The 23,931-nt window shown below is 31.4% G+C and carries 26 protein-coding genes; 16 read left to right on the top strand and 10 right to left on the bottom strand.

Annotated features, from left to right (window positions below; genetic code table 11):
• From V1503_RS20085 to V1503_RS20100, 4 genes are all read left to right on the top strand, one after another.
• Nucleotides 1-693 carry an aspartate/glutamate racemase family protein gene (locus tag V1503_RS20085; RefSeq protein ID WP_410628907.1) on the top strand — a complete coding sequence of 231 codons (693 nt, stop codon included), beginning with the start codon at nucleotides 1-3 and terminating at the stop codon, nucleotides 691-693.
• A 304-nt stretch (nucleotides 694-997) separates the two neighbouring features.
• Nucleotides 998-1,534, top strand: a complete 537-nt coding sequence (locus V1503_RS20090) for a GNAT family N-acetyltransferase (RefSeq protein WP_410628908.1) — start codon at nucleotides 998-1,000, stop codon at nucleotides 1,532-1,534.
• 434 nt (nucleotides 1,535-1,968) lie between these two features.
• Nucleotides 1,969-2,481: a sigma-70 family RNA polymerase sigma factor gene (locus tag V1503_RS20095; RefSeq protein WP_410628909.1), complete on the top strand. Its 513-nt coding sequence runs from the start codon at nucleotides 1,969-1,971 to the stop codon at nucleotides 2,479-2,481.
• A 5-nt stretch (nucleotides 2,482-2,486) separates the two neighbouring features.
• On the top strand, nucleotides 2,487-3,419 hold the full coding sequence (locus V1503_RS20100) for a DUF4179 domain-containing protein (RefSeq protein WP_410628910.1): 933 nt from the start codon (nucleotides 2,487-2,489) through the stop codon (nucleotides 3,417-3,419).
• 126 nt (nucleotides 3,420-3,545) lie between these two features.
• On the opposite strand, the gene V1503_RS20105 is transcribed toward V1503_RS20100, so the two are convergent.
• The 5 genes from V1503_RS20105 to V1503_RS20125 all read right to left on the bottom strand — a co-directional run bounded on the left by V1503_RS20105 (nucleotide 3,546) and on the right by V1503_RS20125 (nucleotide 7,067).
• Nucleotides 3,546-3,923 (bottom strand): hypothetical protein, encoded by a 378-nt coding sequence (locus V1503_RS20105; RefSeq protein WP_410628911.1) that lies wholly within the window; start codon nucleotides 3,921-3,923, stop codon nucleotides 3,546-3,548.
• A 611-nt stretch (nucleotides 3,924-4,534) separates the two neighbouring features.
• Nucleotides 4,535-5,293, bottom strand: a complete 759-nt coding sequence (locus V1503_RS20110; RefSeq protein WP_410629476.1) for an alpha/beta fold hydrolase — start codon at nucleotides 5,291-5,293, stop codon at nucleotides 4,535-4,537.
• The gene (locus tag V1503_RS20115) at nucleotides 5,290-5,421 is read right to left on the bottom strand and encodes a hypothetical protein (protein ID WP_410628912.1); all 132 of its coding nucleotides are present in this window, start codon (nucleotides 5,419-5,421) and stop codon (nucleotides 5,290-5,292) included. Before V1503_RS20115 ends, V1503_RS20110 begins: the two co-directional genes overlap by 4 nt.
• Before the next feature lie 504 nt (nucleotides 5,422-5,925).
• On the bottom strand, nucleotides 5,926-6,438 hold the full coding sequence (locus V1503_RS20120; protein WP_320259273.1) for a hypothetical protein: 513 nt from the start codon (nucleotides 6,436-6,438) through the stop codon (nucleotides 5,926-5,928).
• 317 nt (nucleotides 6,439-6,755) lie between these two features.
• Nucleotides 6,756-7,067 (bottom strand): winged helix-turn-helix transcriptional regulator, encoded by a 312-nt coding sequence (locus V1503_RS20125; RefSeq protein WP_214483169.1) that lies wholly within the window; start codon nucleotides 7,065-7,067, stop codon nucleotides 6,756-6,758.
• 266 nt (nucleotides 7,068-7,333) lie between these two features.
• On the opposite strand from V1503_RS20125, the gene V1503_RS20130 reads away from it, so the two are divergent.
• The 3 genes from V1503_RS20130 to V1503_RS20140 all read left to right on the top strand — a co-directional run bounded on the left by V1503_RS20130 (nucleotide 7,334) and on the right by V1503_RS20140 (nucleotide 11,507).
• A complete protein-coding gene (locus tag V1503_RS20130; RefSeq protein WP_410628913.1) occupies nucleotides 7,334-7,945 on the top strand; it encodes an NAD(P)H-dependent oxidoreductase in 612 nt (203 codons plus the stop codon).
• A 1,741-nt stretch (nucleotides 7,946-9,686) separates the two neighbouring features.
• Nucleotides 9,687-10,640, top strand: coding sequence for a sphingomyelin phosphodiesterase (gene sph / locus V1503_RS20135; RefSeq protein ID WP_410628914.1), 954 nt, complete (start codon nucleotides 9,687-9,689; stop codon nucleotides 10,638-10,640).
• Between the two features lie 456 nt (nucleotides 10,641-11,096).
• On the top strand, nucleotides 11,097-11,507 hold the full coding sequence (locus V1503_RS20140) for a GNAT family N-acetyltransferase (protein WP_410628915.1): 411 nt from the start codon (nucleotides 11,097-11,099) through the stop codon (nucleotides 11,505-11,507).
• Between the two features lie 332 nt (nucleotides 11,508-11,839).
• Here the strand turns inward: V1503_RS20140 and V1503_RS20145 are convergent, their stop codons facing one another.
• Complete coding sequence (locus V1503_RS20145; protein WP_410628916.1) at nucleotides 11,840-12,712, bottom strand: hypothetical protein; 873 nt, start codon at nucleotides 12,710-12,712, stop codon at nucleotides 11,840-11,842.
• Nucleotides 12,705-13,229 (bottom strand): sigma-70 family RNA polymerase sigma factor, encoded by a 525-nt coding sequence (locus tag V1503_RS20150; protein WP_410629477.1) that lies wholly within the window; start codon nucleotides 13,227-13,229, stop codon nucleotides 12,705-12,707. Before V1503_RS20150 ends, V1503_RS20145 begins: the two co-directional genes overlap by 8 nt.
• Nucleotides 13,230-13,755: 526 nt before the next feature.
• Between V1503_RS20150 and V1503_RS20155 the strand changes: the two genes are divergently transcribed.
• The 3 genes from V1503_RS20155 (at nucleotide 13,756) to V1503_RS20165 (ending at nucleotide 15,794) form a co-directional block, all read left to right on the top strand.
• Nucleotides 13,756-14,106: a hypothetical protein gene (locus V1503_RS20155; RefSeq protein ID WP_410628917.1), complete on the top strand. Its 351-nt coding sequence runs from the start codon at nucleotides 13,756-13,758 to the stop codon at nucleotides 14,104-14,106.
• A 287-nt stretch (nucleotides 14,107-14,393) separates the two neighbouring features.
• Complete coding sequence (locus V1503_RS20160) at nucleotides 14,394-14,939, top strand: GNAT family N-acetyltransferase (RefSeq protein WP_410628918.1); 546 nt, start codon at nucleotides 14,394-14,396, stop codon at nucleotides 14,937-14,939.
• Nucleotides 14,940-15,239: 300 nt separating this feature from the next.
• Complete coding sequence (locus V1503_RS20165; protein WP_410628919.1) at nucleotides 15,240-15,794, top strand: GNAT family N-acetyltransferase; 555 nt, start codon at nucleotides 15,240-15,242, stop codon at nucleotides 15,792-15,794.
• A 336-nt stretch (nucleotides 15,795-16,130) separates the two neighbouring features.
• On the opposite strand, the gene V1503_RS20170 is transcribed toward V1503_RS20165, so the two are convergent.
• Nucleotides 16,131-16,652, bottom strand: coding sequence for a DinB family protein (locus tag V1503_RS20170; protein WP_410628920.1), 522 nt, complete (start codon nucleotides 16,650-16,652; stop codon nucleotides 16,131-16,133).
• A gap of 458 nt (nucleotides 16,653-17,110) precedes the next feature.
• Between V1503_RS20170 and V1503_RS20175 the strand changes: the two genes are divergently transcribed.
• The 3 genes from V1503_RS20175 (at nucleotide 17,111) to V1503_RS20185 (ending at nucleotide 19,673) form a co-directional block, all read left to right on the top strand.
• Nucleotides 17,111-18,469 (top strand): erythromycin esterase family protein, encoded by a 1,359-nt coding sequence (locus V1503_RS20175; RefSeq protein WP_410628921.1) that lies wholly within the window; start codon nucleotides 17,111-17,113, stop codon nucleotides 18,467-18,469.
• Between the two features lie 116 nt (nucleotides 18,470-18,585).
• Nucleotides 18,586-18,828 (top strand): RNA chaperone Hfq, encoded by a 243-nt coding sequence (gene hfq / locus V1503_RS20180; protein ID WP_410628922.1) that lies wholly within the window; start codon nucleotides 18,586-18,588, stop codon nucleotides 18,826-18,828.
• 512 nt (nucleotides 18,829-19,340) lie between these two features.
• Nucleotides 19,341-19,673 (top strand): hypothetical protein, encoded by a 333-nt coding sequence (locus tag V1503_RS20185; protein WP_410628923.1) that lies wholly within the window; start codon nucleotides 19,341-19,343, stop codon nucleotides 19,671-19,673.
• Between the two features lie 205 nt (nucleotides 19,674-19,878).
• Here V1503_RS20185 and V1503_RS20190 read toward each other — a convergent pair whose 3' ends face one another.
• Nucleotides 19,879-20,439: a hypothetical protein gene (locus V1503_RS20190; RefSeq protein ID WP_410628924.1), complete on the bottom strand. Its 561-nt coding sequence runs from the start codon at nucleotides 20,437-20,439 to the stop codon at nucleotides 19,879-19,881.
• A 391-nt stretch (nucleotides 20,440-20,830) separates the two neighbouring features.
• Between V1503_RS20190 and V1503_RS20195 the strand changes: the two genes are divergently transcribed.
• The 3 genes from V1503_RS20195 (at nucleotide 20,831) to V1503_RS20205 (ending at nucleotide 23,572) form a co-directional block, all read left to right on the top strand.
• Entirely contained in the window at nucleotides 20,831-22,162 is a 1,332-nt protein-coding gene (locus V1503_RS20195; RefSeq protein ID WP_410628925.1) for a hypothetical protein, read from the top strand.
• Between the two features lie 134 nt (nucleotides 22,163-22,296).
• Nucleotides 22,297-22,488 (top strand): hypothetical protein, encoded by a 192-nt coding sequence (locus V1503_RS20200; RefSeq protein ID WP_410628926.1) that lies wholly within the window; start codon nucleotides 22,297-22,299, stop codon nucleotides 22,486-22,488.
• 91 nt (nucleotides 22,489-22,579) lie between these two features.
• Nucleotides 22,580-23,572, top strand: a complete 993-nt coding sequence (locus V1503_RS20205) for a cytochrome D1 domain-containing protein (RefSeq protein WP_410628927.1) — start codon at nucleotides 22,580-22,582, stop codon at nucleotides 23,570-23,572.
• A gap of 70 nt (nucleotides 23,573-23,642) precedes the next feature.
• Here V1503_RS20205 and V1503_RS20210 read toward each other — a convergent pair whose 3' ends face one another.
• Nucleotides 23,643-23,885 carry a helix-turn-helix domain-containing protein gene (locus tag V1503_RS20210; protein ID WP_410628928.1) on the bottom strand — a complete coding sequence of 81 codons (243 nt, stop codon included), beginning with the start codon at nucleotides 23,883-23,885 and terminating at the stop codon, nucleotides 23,643-23,645.
• Nucleotides 23,886-23,931: the final 46 nt, after the last annotated feature.

Below are 23,931 nucleotides of genomic sequence, written 5' to 3' on the forward strand. Positions count from 1 at the left end.
ATGATAGGTATTTTAGGAGGGATGGGACCAAAATCTACTGCCCCCTTCATTGATAATGTGGTTGACCAGTGTCAAAAGATATATGGGGCGACAAACGATGTTGATTTTCCTCACATGATGATCTATTCGTGTCCAACCCCATTCTATATTGATAGACCTATTAATCATGAGGAAATGGCAAATGCTATTATTAATGGTGCAAAAAAACTAGAAACTACTGGTGTAGATTTTATTGCAATGCCTTGTAATACAGCACATCTTTATTTTAACAAGTTGAAAGAATCAATTTCAGTACCCATACTTAACATGGTTGATGAGACTATTAATGAAATACCCAATAACACGAGGAAAGTAGCGCTGTTAGCTACAGATCCCACAATTCAATCTGGTTTATATCAGCAGACTTTTTCTCAAAATGATGTTGAGTATGTTCATAAAAACAGTTGGCAAACATGTGTAAATCAAATCATTTCAGCTGTGAAGTCAGGTGAAATGATTGATGGAGCTCAATTGTGGAGTAAATTATGTTGCGAATTGAATAAGGCTGTAGATACAGCAATCCTAGGATGTACAGACTTAAACATAGTGTCACACCATATACCAGACAATACCAATATTACTATTGTGGATTCATCAGATTGTCTAGCTCGTGCTGTTGTAAACAAATACTTATCATTTTCAAAGCATACGTAAAAAATACCTATTTATAATAGAGGAAAAAGCGACGTAAGCATTAAAAAAATCTGTTTTTGTCATGACAATTGCAACAAGCTATCCTTCTAGACCTAATTAAAAGGGCAGAGTATAGTATTTACTATGTAATTTATTCATGAATTGCAAGGGCTTGCTGTTATTTTTTTAAAAATGGACAGTATGGGTTTTTGCCCGAAACCAAAAAATTATAAAAAGGGTAAACGTGCTTATGTCTTAGTACAAAAAGCAACAATTAGGACGAAAACAGCCAAATTAAAATAACCATAAATATTAGAGGTAATATATGATTTTGAAAACGGTAGATGAAAGAGTATATTTGAAGTTAATAGAAATGAAGGATGCTGAAAAGATTTTTAAGTTAACTCATAACTCAAGAAATTATTTACGAAAGTGGCTACCTTGGGTTGACACTACTACGGGAATTGAGGACACAAAAGCATTTATTCGGGCATGCATAAGTAAATATGATGAAGATAAACATATGATAATGATGGTTATACTGTATAAAGACGATGTCGTTGGAGTAGCTGGTTATAATCAAATCGATTGGCTAAATAAAACAGCATATATTGGTTATTGGTTAGCCGAAGAGTGCCAGGGATTCGGCATAATGACAAAGGTAGTTAAAGCATTAACAAATTACGCTTTTACAGAAGCTGAACTAAAAAAGGTTGCAATTAGACCAGCTGAAAATAACGAAAAAAGTAGAGCAATTCCAGAAAGATTAGGGTTTATAGAGGAGTGTAGAGTTAGTGATGCAGATTGGATTTATGATCATTCTATAGATCATATAGTTTATAGTGTAACGAAAAAAAGCTAGAATAATTAAACTATTATAGACCAAATGCTGTCTGACGTAATTAATCAACAAAGGAGTTCAATGAGAGAAATTATGTATATTTATAAAATCTTGAAGCAAAATACAAAGTAACAGGAGTTCCACCTATGATACTCCTGCAGGCACTCTCTGGCCATGGAGTGCCTATTTTAGTTTGAGGAACAATCAAATAACTGGTTGCCTTATTATACATTTCTTTTAGTCAAATGACACTTTTTCCTATTTTACTTTTCTAAGGTACTTGGCTTTTTACAGAGTCATTATTTTTTATAGTAATAAAAATGATCAATTTCTCCCCTTCATATAAAATATCCAAAAAGTTAAATGATAAATATTGGTTGATAAAAAAATGAGACTTTTTGCTTAAGTTAGCAGTCTAATTAGTGCTATTGAAATTTCATTAAGGAAGTGAGAGTATGGCCATTGGTTTTAGAAATAAAAAATCAAGTAAGGAGATGGAGGGTAGATTTCTTTATTTGATAAACAATAACCAAGAAAAAATGTATAAAATTGCATATAGCTATGTCAAAAATAAAGATGATGCTTTAGATATTGTTCAGGAGACAGTTTATAAAGCTTATATTTCATATGATAAAGTCAAAAAAGCACAATATGAAAACACTTGGTTAACGAGAATCTTAATAAATGTATCTATTGATTTTATAAAGAAGAATAAAAGAGTCGTATCAATAGATACGAATTTGATTGAAAATATAAGTGATTCAAGGAAAGACCTTGTACATGAACAAATAGTTGTAAGAGAAGCGCTAGAAAAATTAAATGAAAAACAAAAAACCGTAATAATATTAAGGTTTTTTGAAGATATGAAGCTGGAGGAAATTGCCCAAATTTTGAACTTACCAACTAGTACGATAAAATCCACTCTTTATAGAGCTTTAAAAGAAATGAATATTAATTTAAAGGAGTAGAGGATATGGATAAAAAAATGTTGTCTGATTTACAAAAAGAATATCAAGAAATCCAAATTCCAACAGAGCTTAATCATATGGTGCAAATAGGTATAGAAAGGGGCAGAGTAAAAAAGGCAAAAACTAACACAAATATGATCTTCAAAATTTGTGCTAGTTTTTCTGTAGCTTTAATATTATTTATCGCTGCTGTTAATGCATCACCAACTTTTGCAAATATATTGAAAGATATTCCTTATGCAGGAAAGTTAGTTAAGATCCTTCAATTTAATAATGGTAAGTCAGGCGGAGGTTTTATAACTGATGGAACAGATATAAGTCAAATAGATTCATTTGAAACAGATGGGTATGAAAATATTTTTATTAACTTTTCACAAGGTGATGAATTACAGGAAAATGTGGGAGCTTTTAAAGTTAGGTATGATGAAAACCCATATACAATGACCTTTGAGATTGGTGGTGCTAGAAGATTTTCAGCTGCTGAAAACTTTGAAAAAATATTGGAAAATAAGTATGTGAAAGATATTTATACAATTATTACTTTAGATGATTCTACCATTAGATTTGTTATTGAATTTGAAAAGCCTGTTGAATATATAGTAGAAGAAAGAGAAGCCCCTGCAAGCATAGTAATAATGTTTAAAGAAGATAAAAAGTTTGAGGAAAAGAAGACTTATTCTTTAAGAACAGAGTCTTACCCTAATGGACCAACTATTGGTTCATTAGAAGAGGCGTTTTTCGTTAAAGATGAAACACGTATTCTTAAGGATAAGGATGGTCTGTTTTTTGTAGAAATCCAGTCCTTTAATACTAAAGAAGAAGCAGAAAAGAAATTAGAGGCATTAACTAAAATAACAGATAAAGCGATACTTATTGAAGAAAAAATAGGAGGAAAGGATTCACAAACCTATCCAGCAGAAATAATGAATAAAAACTAATAGAATCAATGTAGAAATAGCAATATTATAAGAGAAGCTAGCCTTAGTTTTAGGCTAGCTTCTTAAATAGCTACTTATATAATAAGGATACCTTTGTAATAATAGCTTAACGACAAGTCCAATTATTTAATCACAAACATTTACATAAACAAATTCTTGAGCAACAGGTTGACCGGTTTCTTTTAAAGTTACGAGGATTTGAAATCTATATTGCCCTTTTTCAGTAAATTTAATTTTAAATTCGCTACAAGAAACAACAGACAAAGTAGTTTCAAGAATTGCTACACCGTCAGTGAATATTATTGGAACGAACATTCCTGGATCATTTGGTACGAAAATAAAAGATTCGAAATTATCTGCTTGATCCATATCTCCAACTGAAACAAAAACATCAATATCCGCACCATCTAGAGATGGATCAGTACTAACAAAACAGACAGAAAAAATCTCTTGTACATTTTCTATAACAGTATCAGCCAAAGTGTTAAAAATACAGACTGTCAATTCAACTACACCCCCTATTTGATTAGTTTGCTTTTCATATTAGAAGAGCATTATATTTTATTCTATAAACTATAATTAAGCTTGGACTAATCATGTGATACAAAAGAGGATTTTTCAGGAGAATAAACAACAATACTATCCAATGATGACAAGAATGCTAAATTTAGAATGAGTGATCTGGGTATGATGATAAGAAATTGGGCGTTTACCCAAAGTTGGAGGGAAAACTAAAAGAGTTTAACGTTTAATAGCAAACAGGGAAAGCTAAAATGCAGGAAGGTTTTAGTCAAGCATGACATTTTATCGGAAATAAGATCAAAAATAAAAGAAACCCCTCCAAATTATTCATGAAAGGAGGAATAAATGAGGAGGGTAGGGTGAAAATGGTTGTATTTTATAGTATGCAATATATTTGTTTCAGGGATGTACTAATGTACCATGTCATTTACATTAATTTTTAAAAAATATGATGACAGTCAAGGTTGATGCATTGAAGTATCTCTTTTTCTCCATGATATGAGCACATTTTTCCATCATGAGTATGGAAATTGATATTATCAGCAAGAAAATAAAATTAACCTTATTTGTTACAATAAATGATGTTTTTTATCTTATCCGATTAAGTAACCAGTCATTTCTTTATTTACTATGTCCCATTGATCTTGATTGATTGAATGTCCAGCATCCTTAATTATTTTGTAGTTAAAATGATTGGCTTTAAAAAAGTCAATATAGGAAGGATGATAAGCAATGCTGTCTGAATCTCCAATAAGAAATAATGCTTTTTGTTTGAAGGAAGACAAGGCTTCCATTTCATACGATGTAAATTTTCTTCTCTCTGGTTTACTGTATTTAAGAATAAAAAGGAAATGTTTTAAGAGTTCATTATTCATAGTATGAGTGTCTGATATGGGACTACCTAGTTTGCGAAGAAGCTTTATAGCATTTTTTTCTGATGGCTTTAATACTTCTGGAAAGAATACCATGACGCTTTTTATTCCTAATAGTGTGTATTTTAGACCTAAGCCTTTAATAGGGATAAAGCTTGCCATGCAGATAATTTTATCTACCCGATGAGGATTTCTAATTTCATAAGAAAGTGCTAAATATACTCCATATGATACTCCAGCCATGTGTGCTTTACTAATGTTATAAGTTTCAAATATATCATCTATCCATAAATGGGGTTGAAAATTGTTGTAATATTCATCGTTAGGTTCACTCTTACTTGCCCCACCAAGAGTGTCTATTGCAATCACATAGAACTGTTGTGCTAGTTCTTTAATATTGTAGATCCACATAATTGCAGAGTTGTCGCCTGTGCCATGAAAAAGTATTAGAGGGGGATTTTTCTTATTTCCTGTGATTATTCATGTGTTTTCCCAAACCTGGTGTCAATATCTTGCTCCCCAAGATCAACATCCCACAAATTCAACAAGTGGTCATAAGATTCATAAAGTAATGGTTTGCCTTCTAAGCTTCTAAACCTACTTTTCATAATAATAACCTCTTTTCTTGATGAAATTTCAGGAGAAAACACTATTATCATAGTATACATCTAAATGATACTATCATTTGAAAATCTGAATAAATAATGATGTTACAATTTAATAACAATAAAGGAAAATAAAAATATATAATCTATCTTTTGGCAAACAGATGTCTAACGTCAAAGGATCTTTAAATAAGATTTTTCGTAAATTTGTGATGTTATAGCTCCTAAACAAGAAGGTAAAGGTATTTTCGTAAAAAAACAGCCTAATATATATAATAATCCCCTAACAAATTTGTTAGGGGATCCATAAAAGGAGAAAAAAACAAACTTACACAGAATGATATTGGTTAGGTCATCAACCTTAGTAGTTGGTCATTGGTAAACGGTAAATTTGTAATTGGTCATAGGTAATTGGTTTACTATAGCCATTTCAAGTTTGATTTAGAATTAACGAATAACAAGATTTCCCCTTTTATACCCTGAAGTGGAGTCTCACCTCTTCAAGGATTAAAAATATTTTTCACTATCAAATGCTAATTCTATTTCATAGTTTTTGGCGTTTATCAGATTAGATAGCCTATTAGCTTGACGTTCAATTTCGATTGATTTTAATCGATATTCCTCTGGGTTAAACATAGCTAATTTAACTATCATTACATTCTCACCGTAGGAATAAGGGTATTCTTCTTTGGAAGCTCCATACTTTTTATATGTACGTGCTTTTGCACGTAACTGTGTAGCCAGCTCTATAGCTTCGACAATAGTTAAAGCTTCATCGTTAAAAACAATTTCATTTTGAATATTTGCTTGATACATGAGTTTATCTAGTAATCGTAAATCTTTTCTAACCTCGTCTAGTTCTTTTTCAACTGTAGAGAGTGTACGAGTTTGAGCAGGAACTTCACTACCTTTTTCAATTTCTACAAACGCTACACGCTCCATCTCATTTTCTAACTCTCGAACTCTATTAGAAAGAACACTTTTTAACTTTACAGCCTCTGCAAGTGAAATATTAGGCATGATGTTAAACCCCTTCAATTAAAATATTATTTCTAAATAATACTATATCATCTTTTTTTTAGCAAATGCTATTATCACATGAATGATTGTTTTCTTACTAATAACTATATACGAAAATGAGAGTCCCATTTATATTCAAATAACTAGCGTGTGTCTAAACATAAAATAAATGAAAAATAAGATTAACCTTTGCCATTGCTATATGGTAAATAGTTTGTGAGTATAGATTTTCTTCGCCCTTACACTGTTTGTGTTAGTCTCCTACTCAACAATTGTTTATGTGTTAGGAGCTTTGTTGTAGTCACCATACGACAATCCTATATGATCTCTGACATTTGCAATAGGATTCCTCGGATTTTTTTACCTTTCTCAGTCAATCCATATTCGATATGTTGTGGGGCAGATTCTTTAATAACGTCTTTGAAGACAATTTCGTATTTCATCAGTTGTTTTAACGTAGTTGACAAGCTTTGTTTATTAGCATCAGGTAACCGTCTCAATAAATCGCTAAACCTATGATTTTTTTCAAGCGCTAATATTAAAAGTGGGGAATATCTACCGTCTATTGAAATAAGGATCTTTTCTAACTTGCTGAGCTGCGCACATGGTTTTTTCCTCGATAATGCCAAAGTTATAGCCCCCTTGTATGGTCAAAAAAATTTGACTTATTTACTAAGCAAACTTTTATATTTACAATTTACCGTAGAAGGATTAAAAAAACAAATCTTTCAAGTAATAGAGAATTGGTACCATTTCTCTTTTGATGTATTCTTGTTCAATTGCATGCATGAACATTATCTAAATATTACAGGATGATCACTGTAGGAACGTATTTTAATCAACATTGATGAAATCTATACTTTATTACATTATTAATGAGAGGGGATTATAATATATGCAAAACTTTTCAGAAGCGTTAAATTTTCGCCATGCGACGCGCCACTTCCAATTAAATAAAATGATTCCTGAGAAAGATTTAAAGTTTGTCTTAAATAGTGCAATAAAAGCGCCATCTTCTTTAAACCTTGAGCATTGGGAGTACGTAGTTGTACAAGATAAAGATACAAAATCAAAACTTAAAGATGTGTGTTATAGTCAACAGCAAGTTGAAGATGCTAGCGCAGTTGTTGTGATTTTAGCTAAAAAAGAAAAATTACTAGACCCTAACTCTCCGGAAGTAAATCAATTAATATGTGAAAGGATTCCTGAAAATGGAATTCCAATTGCCATTAATTTCTTGCAGTCGTTTCCTAATAGTGATGCATTTACAGCTTGGTCTAAATCCCAATGCTATATTACTGCAGCTTTCTTAATGATGGCTGCTGCTACACTAAAAATCGATTCATGTCCAATGGAAGGGTTTGTAAATGATGATGTCTTAAAATTACTAAACTACTCTTCAGAAGAATATGAAACAGCTTTAGTCATCCCTTTAGGATACCGAAGAGAACCTAGTACACCTGCCAAGGTAAGAGCGGCTCTGGAAGATAAAGTTACATTTGTTTAATACTAAATGGTTGATGGGTATACACAATTTAGCGTGATGCTTTTCACTCAAATTGTTAACGAAGAGGTATTTGGAAAGTCAGTGAAAGCTGGCTTTCTCGTATCCTCTTTTCAAATGCACATATTAGTAACTAATGAGCTTTTAACTACTTATACAATCAACCTAACTCTAGTATCGTTCAAGGTGATATGTATTGAGCTAAACAATTCTAAATTTCCTCTATAAATCAAATATGCTGTATACTTAGTGGAATGGCAGTCAACAAAGAAGACTGATTATTCATTTTCATTCTTTAAGGATACATTGTAGTGATATCATTACAAAAGACTGTTTTCGCATTAATTGTTGCTTTTGTACTTAAGAACTAAACACGTACACAACTGGAGTTCATGGAATCTTTTCTTCTGTACAACAATGACTAAGCATGTTAAACAACGTTTTTTATTACTAATTGGATAACATATGCAACAAAGTATTCGAAAAGAGCCTCACAATAAGATAATTGATACGTATTGGTTAGCTTATTTCGTGCTTTTATTGTACAAAATACACGGTGAAAAAATAAATATATTAATAAGTGCTATAAAAATATATAGAAATTTGAAGAAAAATGCTACAATCTCTCTCTAAATCGACTCTCAAGCCAAAATCATCTCTTGAATAACTTTGGTAGAATGATAATAACCCCACCTTGCACTATAGGAAGAAAATCACTATAAAGTGCTCTTCCTATTTTACGGAGTTTAGGTGGCTAGGGCATGAGAAGGGAGAGGATTAAAGATTAGAGATGTAAAAAAGTATGAAAAAATGTCTGGAGAACTATTAAAAACCATTGGCTATGTAGATGGAGTTCTTGATAATAGGGCGAGCAAATCTATCGATGAAATAAGGAAAGCAGAGTATCTTTTGGACAGAATTCATCAAGATTTATCGCTTATGCAATTATTTATTAATAGAAGAAAGAAGATCACTAATCGAAGTAGGATTGCTAAATGAGGTGAGATGGTTGTCACAAAATATAGAAAAATTAAAACTTAAAAGCTCCTTATTGGTAGTAAAGGATAAAGTTATTGTCTTCATGCTTTTAGGTTCATTAAATTGGTAAAGCCTTGATTAGTACATTGACACAGGGTTTTACCTATTTTTATTATAGCGTTACATTAACAAATGTGTTGCTCAATTTTCGTTTTAACTCTCCACTTTTTACTATAACCTTCAAATTTCTCTCAAAATGCTATTACTCCTTAACATAATATAGAATCATTTTTAAATCTTACGTTTAAGAAAATGTGGAAATAAAGAAGAACCCGTAGTGTGTTCCTAGATTAAATGAAATGTACTTGACATTCCTGAATTTTGCTATTTACTTAGAAATTGTGATCAGATGAATGATCAAAAAATGTCCATAAATGAAGAATGGGATAAAAACGATAAAAGTGACGCTACAGGTTATGCCCATGATTAACTATAGCTTTACAGTTATTTTCGAATATATATTTTTCGATCTCAATCTAATAAATTAGCAGTAGTTAGTAGAAAGAGTCATATTGGTACTATTTACATAAATTTTTCTATGACTATTTAATTTCAATATATGTATATTTAACTATTTTGAATATTTTTTATTGTCTAATAATATAAAAAATTGTAGGATAAAAATCTAACCTTGGATAATTCTTTTATTCGAACTGGAGAGGAGAAGAATTTGAAAAGTGACAATTCTGAATAAGGAGTGAAATAAATGAAGAAGTGGATATTGGCTTTAAGTTCGATACTTGCAATTGTTAGTATTTTTCCAATCAGTGTGCCAAATGCAAACGACAATTATCCAAATGATTTTAAACTGTTGCAACATAACGTCTTTCTATTACCAACGTATATAACTAGTTGGGGACAAGCAGACCGTGCAAAAATGATCGGTGAAGCTGACTATATGAAAAATCAAGATGCAATTATACTTAATGAATTATTTGATAATTCAGCATCTGAGACTTTACTTTCAAAGCTTGAAGAAGAGTACCCTTTCCAAACTCCTGTTTCTGGTCGAAGTAAGGATGGCTGGGATGAAACGTTAGGTTTTTATTCTAATTTTGTACCTGAAGATGGTGGAGTTTCAATTGTTAGTAAATGGCCGATAGTAGAGCAGATTCAATATGTATATGAAAAGGGATGCGGTGCGGATTACTTTGCTAACAAAGGCTTTGTATATGCAAAAATTCAAAAAAATGATTACTTCTATCATATCATCGGAACACATGCACAAGCAGATGATACAGGGTGTGGCGATGGTGAGGATGCATCAATCCGTCAAACGCAATTTCAAGAAATTACTGATTTTGTAAAAGAAAAAAATATTCCAATTGAAGAAGTTGTATTTTTGGGTGGAGATTTCAACGTTATAATGGACAATGAGGAAGAGTACACTGAGATGCTAGAAACCTTAAATGTTGATCCACCAGGTGAATATACAGGTCATTCATCTACATGGGACCCTGAGACAAATGGTATTCTTGGATATGAGTACCCTGATTTCGGCCCTCAACACTTAGACTATATTTTTGTAGAAAAAGATCATGCACAACCATCCTTATGGGTAAATGAAGTGTTGAATGTAAAATCCCCAGTATGGACTGCGATTTTAAACGAATATAATGAGTACTCTGATCATTATCCTGTTGCAGGCTATTCTAGATAACATTTATGTGAATGACACAATAAGGAATTAAAGCTTGTTTAATCTTAAATATTGTAATTACACCGTGACGATCTTGTGCAATTGAGGGGTCAACATAGCTAGTTAAAGCATTCTTTAACAAAACGTTTAATACTTTATTTTACCCCCATCTTAAACAGATGGGGGTATATGTATTTTAGTTGGTTAATGATGAAAACGGCAAATATAAAAATTATAAATTGTATAAAAATCATGGCAACATGTGAAAATCCATAGTTATACTTCAATAAGGCAGATTGTTAAATAACTTATTGTACAAATTAGGGGAGCTTGAAAATAACTATTATGATGTTATTTTGTTTTCTAAAATATTGTAGTTTCAATATAATAACAAGATGGCTGTGAAATATTACGTTAATATAGGGTAATGAGGTTATTCAGAAAAAGGTGAAGTTAAGCAAGAAAGGGTGGCTTCTTATGAAGGAAATTAATTCAAATTTAATTCAACCTAGTATGAAAGAACTTTTATCCTTCGCAACTTCAGTAAAAAATGTAGATCGAGAATATGAACTATATATCAAATCTCCAGTTCGAAGGTTGTATGGATATGACTTTGAAGATAATGTTATTGGTTGTATAGGAATAGAATTACTAGGTTCAAAACGTAGTGAAATAAAGCATATTGCTGTAACTACAAAACATAGGGGAGAAGGTATAGGTAGTAAAATGATTAGTTTTATCAGAGATAAGCATTCATTATCTTTTATATCTGCTGAGACAGATAAAGATGCTGTTAATTTTTATGAAAATTATGGATTTAAAATAATTAGTTTGGGAGAAAAGTACCCAGGTGTAGAAAGATTTCTATGTATTTTAGAAAATAAATAGACCTATTCCGCTTAAACCTTTTGGCGCCTTTCCCGAAGAAGAGCGTTTTCCCTTAGTTAAAAGGAAACACATTCAGGACGACCTATAGTAGGCTAATCGACTCATTAATGGGTTCGTACCAGCGTCAAGGTTATAACTCGCAAAGTAAGTTGATACTTTTGTTAATCAGTAGACAGGTATTCGATTACCTGATTAATACCTAACCAAAAGCAACACGTTAATAAAAACTAGTTACATAAAGAAAAAGCAACTGCTTCTATTGGCAATCGCCTCATTAAATACAATATGAGGATGTCCTAATTATAAGAACCTCATACCGAAAAGTTCATTTACTATTCAAGCATCGATAATAGTATTTTTTCCATTTCTTCTTTTGATAAGATATCTGCTATCAGTATCATTTTGTATCCTTGTTCTGGAACAGTTATCCTCATGCCAGTTTTATTTATTTCTTCAGAGTTTCCAAAAACAAATTCAATATCATACCCACTTAAAGAATAGGACTCGGATTTTGCAAAACCGCTCCACACATATTCTAAACCAGGAGTCATTTTTTGATTTATTTTCATCTGTGTAGTAAAGAAATTATTCTCTCCATTGCTATAATCTAATGAAAAAACTGATTCTTCACCTATATTGTAAATATGACCCTCTTCATCAACTAGTGAATAGCCCTCAGGTATATACTTTGGTTTTTCAAAGGGAAAACTGGCGTAATGTTGGGCTACAATTAGTGTGAATTTATCTTCGTAAAATGATATTTCTCTACCAATTTGATGTGATCTCTTTGCTTCTTCCTCATTAGGGGATCTATTCTCTTTTTCTACTTTACTTTTTATCTCGACCAATTCCTTTAATAATTGAGTATAGCTATTGAACTCTTCTTCTGTTAAATGCTCTTCGGCTATTGATAAGGAATATTCAACATAATCAAGCTTTTCTATATCCTCATCAGGATAAGTTTCCATTAAATTTTCTTTCGAACCAAATAATTGATTAATAAATGATTCAGCAGCATCTGCAATGTAAGTACCACCAAAAGTAATACCTGCCCCAATAATTATTAATGAAGCAACCGAACCAATCATCCAATTAGGATATCTTTTCTTTTGTTCAATTTTAGCTTGCTTGACCCCTAAAGCAACTCTGTTATTTAGTTCCTTTGGAATTTTAATCTTTTCTAATTCTTGTTTTATGTTATTCACAAATCTGAGCCTCCTTAAACTCTTTACGAAGCTTATGTAATGCACGATAAAAGACTGATTTTGCTGTTCCTAATGGTATCTTTAATAAATCTGCAATTTCCTTCAATGAATAACCTTGGTAGAATTTTAAAATAATGATGCTTTTTTCATCTTCATTTAATTGATTGAGCAATTCTTCAAGGGTAACCGATAGGGAAACATCTCCATCTTCAGACCCGATGAACTCTTCATGCTCTGGTTCTAATTGAATTACTTTGTTATTTTTTCTAGCTAAGTCAATTGCACAATTTATAGCAATTTTAATTAACCACGTTTTGGAATATTTTGGATTTTTCAATGTACCTATCTTTTTGAATGATCGGTATGCTACCTCCTGAACGACATCTAATGCATCATTTTTATTTTTTACATAAACATATGCGATACGGTATATATCTTCCTGGTAGTATTCAAATAGTGTTAGGAACGCTTTATCATCCCTTTTTTGCGCTTTCTTTATTAAACGTATTATAGTTATTCATCCTCTCAATATATGCCTTATATTTATTAGACAAATGAAAGCCTGTTTTGGCTTAAAAAATTTTCTACCATATTAGTAACTATTTGTAATTAATAGTTTTTTATTATAAAAACCTAATATCATGTTGGTTCAAGTGTAATTTTTAAAAATCGTTAGTTTTCATTTTGATCCAATGTGCTAAAGGTGATAAAAATTAGTAAGTCATCAGGATAATTTAGTAAAGCTGCATGGACATTGTGGTTACTACTGATCAATTATAATTATTGTTTTGTAGAAACGGAAAATTATAGTATATTAGTAAATGAATATTTTTCCAAATAATAATTAATTTATAGAGGTTACCGAAATGATTTTAAAGACAAATTACAGCTAAAGGATAGGAGTTATCGTGTTATTAGGATGGGCATTAATTTACAAATTACTGCTTTGATATTAATAACAATGGAGAAAAACTTGTTAAATAAAATGATATTGAGTTTCTAAGATGATAGATGCCTACATTATAGTTAAGGGGTGGGATTGTTTGAAAAAATCTATCTATAAGCTTCTGTTTTGCATTCTTATTATTTTGATTAGTGGATGTGAGGCAGAAAATAAAACTGCAAACATTAATGGACCAGAAATGAATGTTTTTTACTTTGGTGAAGGTAAGAAGTGGTTTGCAACTTTTTCTGTAGCTAAAGTTAGAAGTTCTTTTTTTGAGTCGATGTATATACAATACATTCAAGATCGTAACCCACACGAATATCAGTCGCCCACTGAAATTGAATATGTGTTAGATACTGGCTTAAGCAGTTTTAAGAGTAATTCTCCTGTATCTTTAAAAGGTAAAAAAATTTTTCATATAGCATTTGAAACAAGCTCTGAAGGATAGACCTTACACTAACTGAAGAAGTTACATTAGAAATAACTTGGGGAGAAGAAACTGAGACCATTTTGAAAAAAAATTAAATTAAACATATTATTATGAGGCATCATTATAGCGGGTATTTTTATAGGCCATATCTATCTATAGATTTTATGATGTCCTCTTCCTAGAACATTTAATACAGGGAGGTATGTTAGGGATTATTTTTTCACGTTTGTTCTTCGGAAGATTTAGTTAGTGGATGGGTATAGAACGTGTATTCTTATTATGTTATTTGAGGAGGAGTGTATAGTATGATTATTTTCAATCCTTTTCCTACTCTAAGAACGAACAGATTATTACTAAGGAAACTTGAATTAAGTGATTCAGCTTTGATTTTTAAATTTCAGTCGAAAAAAGAAAATTTTAAGTATGTTGATATGCCCGTATACAAAAGCCTTAAAGAAGCCCCAAATTATATTCATCGTATGAATAAAGGCGTTGAGAACAATAAGTGGATTATTTGGGCTATTGCAGATGTATCTACAAATAAAATATTAGGTACCATTACTATCTGGAACATTTCAATGAATCAATCAAAAGCAGAAGTAGGATATGTATTATTTCCTGAAAACGTAGGAAAAGGAATTATGACGGAGGCACTAAATAAAGTTATTGAATATGGCTTTAATGATATGAAACTTAAATCCATAGAGGCGTTTACGAGTTCATTAAACGGTAGATCAATAGCATTATTAGAAAAAAATAAATTTTATAAGATTTCGTCATTTAGTGAAGAAACATCAAACGGAGAATCTGTTGAAATGGATATATATATCCTAAAGTCTACTGATGAATGATAAAAGTTTAAGAAACTAAAGAAGTGGCAATCCATTGAATATATAAGTATGAAGGGGTTGTTACAATTACAAATTTTCAGCTAGATTAGATAAAAATTCATTATAGACAGATATGGGGGTCTTTATGCCTACAATTTATTAATCTTCTTTTGAAATTTATACACTATAATTTTACATATACAAACTAGGAGAGTGCATGTAGTAAAGATACATAAAGTAGCAATCCAAAGTGTGATGTTCACTTGTGTATTAGACATAAAAAATACTATGTGTGTTCCTTCACATCAAGGAGGAAGAACTATGGAACAGCGAAATATGGAATTTATGATAGACTGTGGGGATATTTATTTACGAGAATTGAGAATTGAAGATTTAGATGAATATTTCGAAATAACTACACACCCTGGTGTTGCTGAGTTTTTACCAGATTGGATCTCAACGAAAGAACAAAGATTGGATTGGTTAGCAAACTGGGAAATCCCTGGTGGGAGAGAGTTCTTACAGTCCGTCCCTCATATTGGGACAAGAAGTTTAAAATTTGGGATAATTTTAAAAGAAACTAAAGCATTTATTGGCTGTATAACGACTTCTATAAAGGAAGAATTGCCGGCTCCAAATAGGGAGGTTGGTTTTGTTCTATCCATGCACCATAGAAATAAAGGCTATACAACTAAAGCTGTGAAGGCATTTACTAAATTTTTATTTGACAATACGAACCTGAAATCCCTCAATGCTATTGCTTTAACAAATAATGTAAGCTCAAATAGAGTAATAGTAAAAAGTAATTTTACTTTTATTGATACTGTAGTAATTGAGAACAAAAAATACTATCACTATATTCTTTATAACAAATAAATAATAATAACATAACAACTTAATTTTGGCAGGAAGATAACAACTTAAAACATAGGTTGTTATCTAGCCAGCTGAGTCACAAGATATTAAAAAATGTATACTTTCCGACTGATGGGATTGTTTATCAGTTGTAGTTGAGTTCTATATATGATTTAGGATTTAATCGCCCTTGGGCATTAGGTAAGGTGCGTTGACAATAATTTGTAACGAAAAAAACACACGTAACAACGTGTGTTTAAATAAGAGAGGGGAAAACAATATGAAAAATTGCTATAACCCTATTAAATAATAAAGTTGTGTAATTTATGTGTGTATAATATGTGATTTTGTGGGAGTTTAATTAGCTACTGGTACATAAAAGCTATCAATGATTATTTCATTCAGCTGTTCCCAATGCCTTAATTCATGTAAGCCGATAAACTCCACAGATTGAGCCAAATTTAAATATTTAAATACCGGATTTGGAATTCCTTTCGTATAGTTGTCTTCGTTATCATTCATCTCATTGAGTACTTTTAACAATCCTTCTCTCGATTCGGATAAACATTGTAATAATTTATCTTTGGTCATAAAGTCATCTGTAGGGCCAAGTTCATCAGGAACTTTTACTTTTTGAGATCTGTCTAGCATTAATAATAGAGGTCTTTTTTTTGCTTCTTTACTTTCAGGGTTTTCTAAGCCAGCTTTTATTAAAGATGTAAACCCTAGTTCACTCGTGTATAAATGATTAAGTAGTTGAGCAACGCTCCAACGGTCTTCAGTTACTTTTTTATTCAATTGTTCATCAGAAAGACCATTGATTGTTGCTAGAACCTTATTTCTGATCATTTCAATACTCTTTAATTCAAACTCTAACATTTACCTCACTCCTTAAAAAAATTTACCAACATTAACCTATTCTATGTGTTATGAGATTATTCCTCTTTGGATGTGGGGAGATTTTAAATGATAAAGTGACAAATTTAACAGCTAACAACTACAGAATTGGCTTTCGTTTAAGATGAGGCTACTATAAAACGAAAATTGTATCAATCGAACAAGTAAGTGAAGTAGAATCAGACGTAAATTTAGATGTTGAAATTAATGTAATTGTATAAGGAATTAATAGCTTATAAGATTACCCCTACTCTTTTGAGTAGGGGTTTTACTTTACATTTATGTCAGAAAATGTATTATTATGATAGAATTAAAATGATGTTGTGATTTGGAGTAATTCTAGCAGCAATTTGTATTCTTTAATGGAAGTCCATTTTTTATCTATAAAACTAGACTAATACAAAATGTGATATCAATTAAATCAGGAGGGGATGAATCTTTTGAAGTTTATTAAAAAAAACTCAGGTTTGATTATTATTTTTGTTTGTATTAATCTAGTATTAAATTCTGGCTGTGCAAATAAGGAATTGCAGAATAATCAACGAGAAAGTAGTCAAGAGGTCATTAATGAGGTGCAGATTAAATCAGATTTCTATGAAGCAGCCAACGAATTTAAACGGATTGAACTAGAAAGTGATGATTATGGTGATCTGACTTTTTTAAAGGATGTACTTAAAGATAAAAGAATAGTCATGCTCGGAGAAAGCTCACACACGGTAGCTGAATACAATTTAATTAAAGGTAGGCTTATTAAGTACTTACATGAAGAATTAGATTATAATGTTATCGCATTTGAAAGCGGTTTAGCCGATGTTAATATTACAAATGAGATGCTTGTAGATAAGAGTGCAACTGAGGCGTTAAAAAATGCGTTGTTGGGTATATGGTATACTGATAATAATATAAAGTTATTACAATACATAAAAGAACAGAAAACTTCAAATACCCCTATTGAAATTGCAGGGGTTGACATACAACCACAACAATTAACAAGTCAAGTACTATACAATTTTTTTGAAGATAAAAATAGAGATTTTGCAGAAGAACTTAGAGATGTAGAAGTTGAATTTTTAAAATTAATTAGATCAGATTTTAATAATGTTGAAAATCGTGAGTGGGTTAAAAATATAGAAGAATTGATTGAGAAGTATAATGTATTATCTAACCTTGTGAAACAAGGAGAGTATCAAACATTTCTAGAAGATGACATAAAAAGTTTAATTCTAATGATACTTAAGCAAAGAATGAACGCACTTATTGATGTCTATAATGATGATTATTTTAGTAGTAATGACACAGACAATGAACCGAGAGATAAACTAATGTCAGAAAATTTAGTGTATCTTCTTGAAGAAGTGTATCCGGATGAAAAGTTTGTTGTATGGGCTCATAATGCTCATATTATGAAAAATAGATCCAAGATTAAAGTTGAAAGTAGTGATGGTATCCCACCTTTTGTTACCTTTGTTGAACATTTACCTAAAAAGATTATAGAGGAATCATATGTAGTAGGACTTTATATGTATAATGGGAAAAATACTCTTGGTCACGGTGAGGTTGTTGATGTAATAACCGACCATAAAAAAAATTCAATTGAGCAACATCTTTATCAGTCTGGACATCCAGTTACTTTTTTAAATATTGATATTAAAGATGATATGTCAAATAAGTATTGGTGGAATACTGAAGGAACGAGTAAGCTTTGGGGGTTATATGAAGAAACCTTTATCCCTAGTGAACAATATGATGGACTCATTTTAATTAAAAACGTTAATCCTGCTAAATTTCATCAAGATTAAATTTGTAGGAGTCTATTCGTTACAGTAGAGCTAAGGACTCTCATATAAACACAATAAAATGTTCATTTTATTTGGATACAAACTATAAATGGAATATAAAGGAAGATGGTAGAAGTATGAAAAGTAATAAAAATCTAATTAATCAACAAGATACTCAGCTTTTAACAGCAAAAGAAAATCAATCACTTGTCACAATAATCTTGGTTAGTGGTTTTCAGTTTCGATGTAAGGTAATCGATTTTGATATTTTCACTGTACTTGCTGAAGTAGAAGGAAAACAACAATTAGTTTATAAACATGCTATATCCACAGTTATGGAAGGCTCTTCTATAGTTAAGAAACAAGCGACAAGGAAATAGCCTATTCAGCTAAATATAGGTTGACATTTTAAACTAAAATAACATGCTAATTAACAAGAAAAACGTTCAGGTTAACCTGAACGTTTTATTATTGGAAAGTGTTATTTACTACCTGTTTTGTTTCGGACCGATGCGGGTTAGAAGTTAATCAAGCTAACTTTATTAGTTTTATGAAAGGGTTTAATAGCTCTGGAACAATCAAGAAAGAAAGACTACTATATAATATCCATGTTTCTGTTCAAATCTTAATGTAACTAGCACTACGCACAGTTGTCAATTATGAATATTATAGATAAAACACACATTGTTATGAATGAAGACATATTGGAACCTCAATGTTGAGAAAAAGATATTGTCACCAATGATTCAAAAAGAAATACTATAACACTTACGTTTCTTACTTACAACATAAAGGGAATAATCCAAGTTGGGTTGTAACTGGTAGGGCAGGTATAAATAAAAGTAAATATGATAAGGCAATGAGCAGGCAAGATAAATTGTTGAGGGACTTAGTGATTTTACCTGAAGAATTAGAAGGAACTATAAATAAATATAAAAGGGAAATTACAAATGATCAAAAACGAGAAACATATAACAGAATGAAAAATACTGAGGTGGATATTGATTTCAAAGCTGAAACTAAAGAATTTGAATTGATGGGAAGAAAAGAAAAAAATCGTGTTTACTTATATGAAGACTATTGGATAACTACAAGGTGGGGTTGTTTCCGCATATTTAAAGGTGACAAAGAAATCCATTCAATGAAAACAACCGATAAGCTAACAGATGCCAAGAAGTATGTAACTATGCTTGTAAATGAAGAAAAAGTAAAGGAGGTCGTATAGTATGAAAATCAATCCTAAATCATGGAATAGATTAACGGTTGATGAGAAAATACACCTTTTAATGAGTCACATTTTAACTAGTCATATGTAAAGTCTTGAAAACTACTATAACAGCCATTCAGTTTTATTGCTGGATGGCTGAACATTAAACCATTAGAGGATATAGCATAAACAGAAATAAAAACAAGTTGAAGATCAACACACTTTATTCAATTATTTCATTGTTCTTATCGAACAATGAATATTCAGCAGGAAAAGGAGTATCTAATGTTTCAGTAAATTTATGATACCTAACAAAGAGTTCCTCGGTTGATACATCAACATTAAAATTGTAATTTTCAAACATGATGTTAACTAAAATATTATCAATTTTTTTCTCTGGGTTCTTTCCGATCAAAATTGCATATAATCCCTTATTAGTTTCTATATCTCGATATTTGATATCGTTAGTGCCGTGTCCTGCACTAGTTATTTTTAATTTACCATTTAACCCTTCAATTAATCGAACATAACCAATGTTATCGTTTTCTAATTGAAATAACCCAATATGAGTTGATGTATCATCTAATTTAAATTTCTCTATAAGTGTAGGGTTCTTTATAGGAGTAGGATTTGATTGACGTTTTTGACTTCTATTTAACCAGTCTTTTAAACTGGACTCAATTGATTCGTGAGTATTTTCAACTTGATATCTACTATCGATATAATACACTGAGTATCCAATTACAAGAATCAACAATACCGTAACAACGTATATTTTTTTCATCTATTATAATCATCTCCACAAACAGTTCAATTCCTTATATTGTACACCAAATGTGACAGATATCGATAGTTTAAATAATTATGGATTAAAGGTATCAAAGAATGTAAAAGGTAATTTCTATATAAATCGACTGTAATTTATTGCTGGATAGTTGCAATAAAAGTGGTGTTTTATAGGGAAATTGAATGCTGGAATAAATCATTCTTTATTTTGAGATTATTTACACTAAACAATGACCAACACTAGGAGATAAGTGACTAAGAATTTATTTAATATTTAAAGAGAAATATTCTAGGGTTATAATAATTATAAAATCAATATTTACATTACCCTATACCACAATGGCATAAGCTACATACCATAATGTATCAGCTTCTAGGAGAGGGTTAATGTGTCTAAACATATCGTAAGGTCTTCAAACTGCTGTAACAAAAAGAAAGTAGTTGAAGTTATTAAGGAAATAGATATTAAAAAGAATTTGCTATGTCAATTCACAGGTATTGATGTCGATATAAACACTCAAGAAATACCAGCAGGATTTGAGGTCAATATCTATCGATCAGTTTCTGGGATAGGAAGGTCAGGGTTAGTACTTATAGAAAATCGTGGTGACGTGGATATACAAGCAATATTTATATATCCATCAGGAGCAAAAAGTGAGCCTCAATGTATTAAAAATAATTCAATTAATTCACTGTGTTTTGAGAACATAAGAGACATATTTGTTCAAAACACCGGTGATATAGTAGTCCCTGTACGTCATTCAATCTGTATTAAATTAGATAATGAATCTGTTTGTTTCCAAAATGAACCTAGTTTGAGGAACGACATTCCTATAGAGCCTGAGGTTACTATTTACAAATCCATACAAGGTAGAGGAAGAAACGGACTAATAAGCATCGAGAACTTAAATGGAAACAGTAATAATATAGAGGTTACATTTGTCTCATCTTCAGGAGTTTCAAGTGATCCAATTTTAATTCCTCAAAAAACCGCAAGAACGTTTAGCTTTGAGAATGTAAAGGAAGTTTTAGTTAGTAATCTTGGCAATTCTATTGCATCTATAGAATATGAGATTTGTGCTATTTTAGATAATAACCTATTGTGTTTACAAGGAGAAAATGGTAGCCCAGCATATCGTACAAATAACATCTCAGGCGGGGATGAGCGTACGTTATATACATCCGTCACAGATAAAGGGGAAGCAGGTATGATTACTGTGGAAGGTGACAGATCTGGAGGTAATATGATCGAAGTATCACTTTTAACTGAATCAAACATACCCGATACGTTTATTATATTACCTTTGAATTCAGTAACACTTAGTTTTGAAGATATTAAGGAGATAAAAGTCAAAAATTTAGGAGGTGTTGACGCAGATATTGCTCATGAGATTTGTATTATTTTAGATAAAGAAGTTATCTGCTTACAAACAGCCCCTGACGGGTTTATATCAATACCTGCTAATACCGAATTTTCCATATTTAAATCTGTTTCTGAAAAAGGTGAACGGGGCATGTTAGGAATTGAGTATGAGACAACTGATGGTGATTTAATAATTACATTTATCACAGTGACAGGTTTATCAATTAATCCTTTTATTCTACCTAGTGACGGAAGTGTATCACTAAGCTTTGAGAATATAAAGGAAATTAGGATAAATAACATAAATAATAGCACACCAGAAATTTGTTTTGAACTTTGTAGAGTAATAAAACATTAGTTAGTTACTAAAGCAAAGTTTTGTTGTTTTAATACACTGAAAAGTTACTGAGGAAGGAGACCTATTTACAATAAAAGCAATGTTTTATTATAGATATGCTTTGATAAAGTAAGTCATTATTAGGAGGAGTTATAGTGTATAAATTATGCTGGGTTCCAACAGATTGGAATACACCTGAACAATATAGAGGTATCCCTCATGCAGCAACGTTTGAATCTCTGGACAGATTAATAAAGGTAATGAGGAATTGTACATACTCTGGTGAGTGGGTAGAGGATAGCAAGGGTAATAGGATAAATATTAATCTTAAGGAAATATGTTTATAGATTTAAGAAAAAACAAGACTTTTACCGTGAAAACATTTATGAGTGGTATGATACATACACTGTTATAAACGAGTGTAAGGAGGTCGGTACTATGGTACTGGCTTACGTTGTGAACGGACCCGGAGTTGGAACTGTTACTGTCATTGATACGAAGACTCATTCCGTAATTGCAACCGCCGACGTTGGTACGAATCCGAGAGGTATTATCATTACACAAGATGGAAAATCAGCTTATGTACTTACCACAGGTAGTGGAGTATTCGTTATAGATACAAAGACAGCACAAGTAATAGCTAATATTGCAACTGGAATTAGTTCGGATGATATTACGATTACACCAGATGGTGAGTTTGTCTACGTTACGAATCCGCCTACCTCCGTTTTTGTAATTGATACGAAGACACATTCAGTTATTGCAACCGTGACAGTAAGTGATAGTGGCCGTAAGAGTATATTTGCGATTGGAAAACGTGTTTATGTAATAAATAGTGAAGATGGAACAGTGTCGGTATTAGACACAAAAACCCATACATTAATAGCCACAATAACTACTGGAATTGTTCCTATAGATATAAAATTTACTGATGGGGGCAAACTTGCCTATGTCCTTAATAGAGATTCGCCCAACTTGGTAGTCGTTAATGGTGAAACGTTTTCTATTATAGCAACTGTTATTTTATCAGAAAGACCACGTTTTTTAGATATTACACCAAATGGAAAAACAGCTTATGTCACAGACTTCAATAACATTTTTGTACTAGATACAAAAACAAATGCTATTACTGGTTCTCTTCAAATAGGAAATAGTCCGTTTGATAGACCAGTATTTTCTCCAGATGGGAAATTAGTATATATAACAAATGGAAATGCAGTAGCAGTCATTGATGTCAAAACACATTCTTTGATTGCAACAGTTCAGGTAGGTAACGGTTCACGTTTTGTTGAATTTGCTCTTGATGGAAAAGTGGCTTATGTTGGAAATGCTACAGAGGGAACTGTCTCGGTTATTGATGTAAAGACACATTCTGTAATCGCAACTGTGCCTGTAGCAAATCCAATTGCTATCGCATTTATTTCACAGTGAGAGTTCTTTCTCTGCAAACAGAATAAAAGAAGTATTTTATGAAAAAATAAAAGCCCACATTTTATTGGGCTCATCTATTAATAGAGGTTGCTTTAATTTCTTGTAACCATTTATCAATGGCTGCTTTAGGGAAGAAGAGCTCACCCTTAATTTTTAAATAAGGTATTTCGCTTTTACCATTTGAATCTGGGAATAACTGAGTTACTTGTTCATAGCTTATACCCAAATATTCGGATAATTGTGTAGCAGTTAATAATTGACCTTGTGTTGCATCCATTGTGTATGATTTAGTGACTTCAATTCCATCAGACAATTGCTCTGCAATTATTCGATGAAGAATATAATCTACAGAAAGGAAA

The organism is Nanhaiella sioensis (genome assembly GCF_046557775.1).
In the GTDB taxonomy this organism is placed as follows: Bacteria; Bacillota; Bacilli; order Bacillales; family SM2101; genus Nanhaiella; species Nanhaiella sioensis.

Coding starts and splice junctions, on each gene's coding strand:
- V1503_RS20140 (WP_410628915.1), top strand. CDS start 11,097: ATGAAGGAAATTAATTCAAATTTAATTCAACCTAGTATGAAAGAACTT.
- V1503_RS20165 (WP_410628919.1), top strand. CDS start 15,240: ATGGAACAGCGAAATATGGAATTTATGATAGACTGTGGGGATATTTAT.
- V1503_RS20095 (WP_410628909.1), top strand. CDS start 1,969: ATGGCCATTGGTTTTAGAAATAAAAAATCAAGTAAGGAGATGGAGGGT.
- V1503_RS20130 (WP_410628913.1), top strand. CDS start 7,334: ATGCAAAACTTTTCAGAAGCGTTAAATTTTCGCCATGCGACGCGCCAC.
- V1503_RS20120 (WP_320259273.1), bottom strand. CDS start 6,438: ATGCCTAATATTTCACTTGCAGAGGCTGTAAAGTTAAAAAGTGTTCTT.
- V1503_RS20100 (WP_410628910.1), top strand. CDS start 2,487: ATGGATAAAAAAATGTTGTCTGATTTACAAAAAGAATATCAAGAAATC.
- V1503_RS20115 (WP_410628912.1), bottom strand. CDS start 5,421: ATGAAAAGTAGGTTTAGAAGCTTAGAAGGCAAACCATTACTTTATGAA.
- V1503_RS20205 (WP_410628927.1), top strand. CDS start 22,580: ATGGTACTGGCTTACGTTGTGAACGGACCCGGAGTTGGAACTGTTACT.
- V1503_RS20170 (WP_410628920.1), bottom strand. CDS start 16,652: ATGTTAGAGTTTGAATTAAAGAGTATTGAAATGATCAGAAATAAGGTT.
- V1503_RS20085 (WP_410628907.1), top strand. CDS start 1: ATGATAGGTATTTTAGGAGGGATGGGACCAAAATCTACTGCCCCCTTC.
- sph (WP_410628914.1), top strand. CDS start 9,687: ATGAAGAAGTGGATATTGGCTTTAAGTTCGATACTTGCAATTGTTAGT.
- hfq (WP_410628922.1), top strand. CDS start 18,586: ATGAAAAGTAATAAAAATCTAATTAATCAACAAGATACTCAGCTTTTA.
- V1503_RS20190 (WP_410628924.1), bottom strand. CDS start 20,439: ATGAAAAAAATATACGTTGTTACGGTATTGTTGATTCTTGTAATTGGA.
- V1503_RS20090 (WP_410628908.1), top strand. CDS start 998: ATGATTTTGAAAACGGTAGATGAAAGAGTATATTTGAAGTTAATAGAA.
- V1503_RS20160 (WP_410628918.1), top strand. CDS start 14,394: ATGATTATTTTCAATCCTTTTCCTACTCTAAGAACGAACAGATTATTA.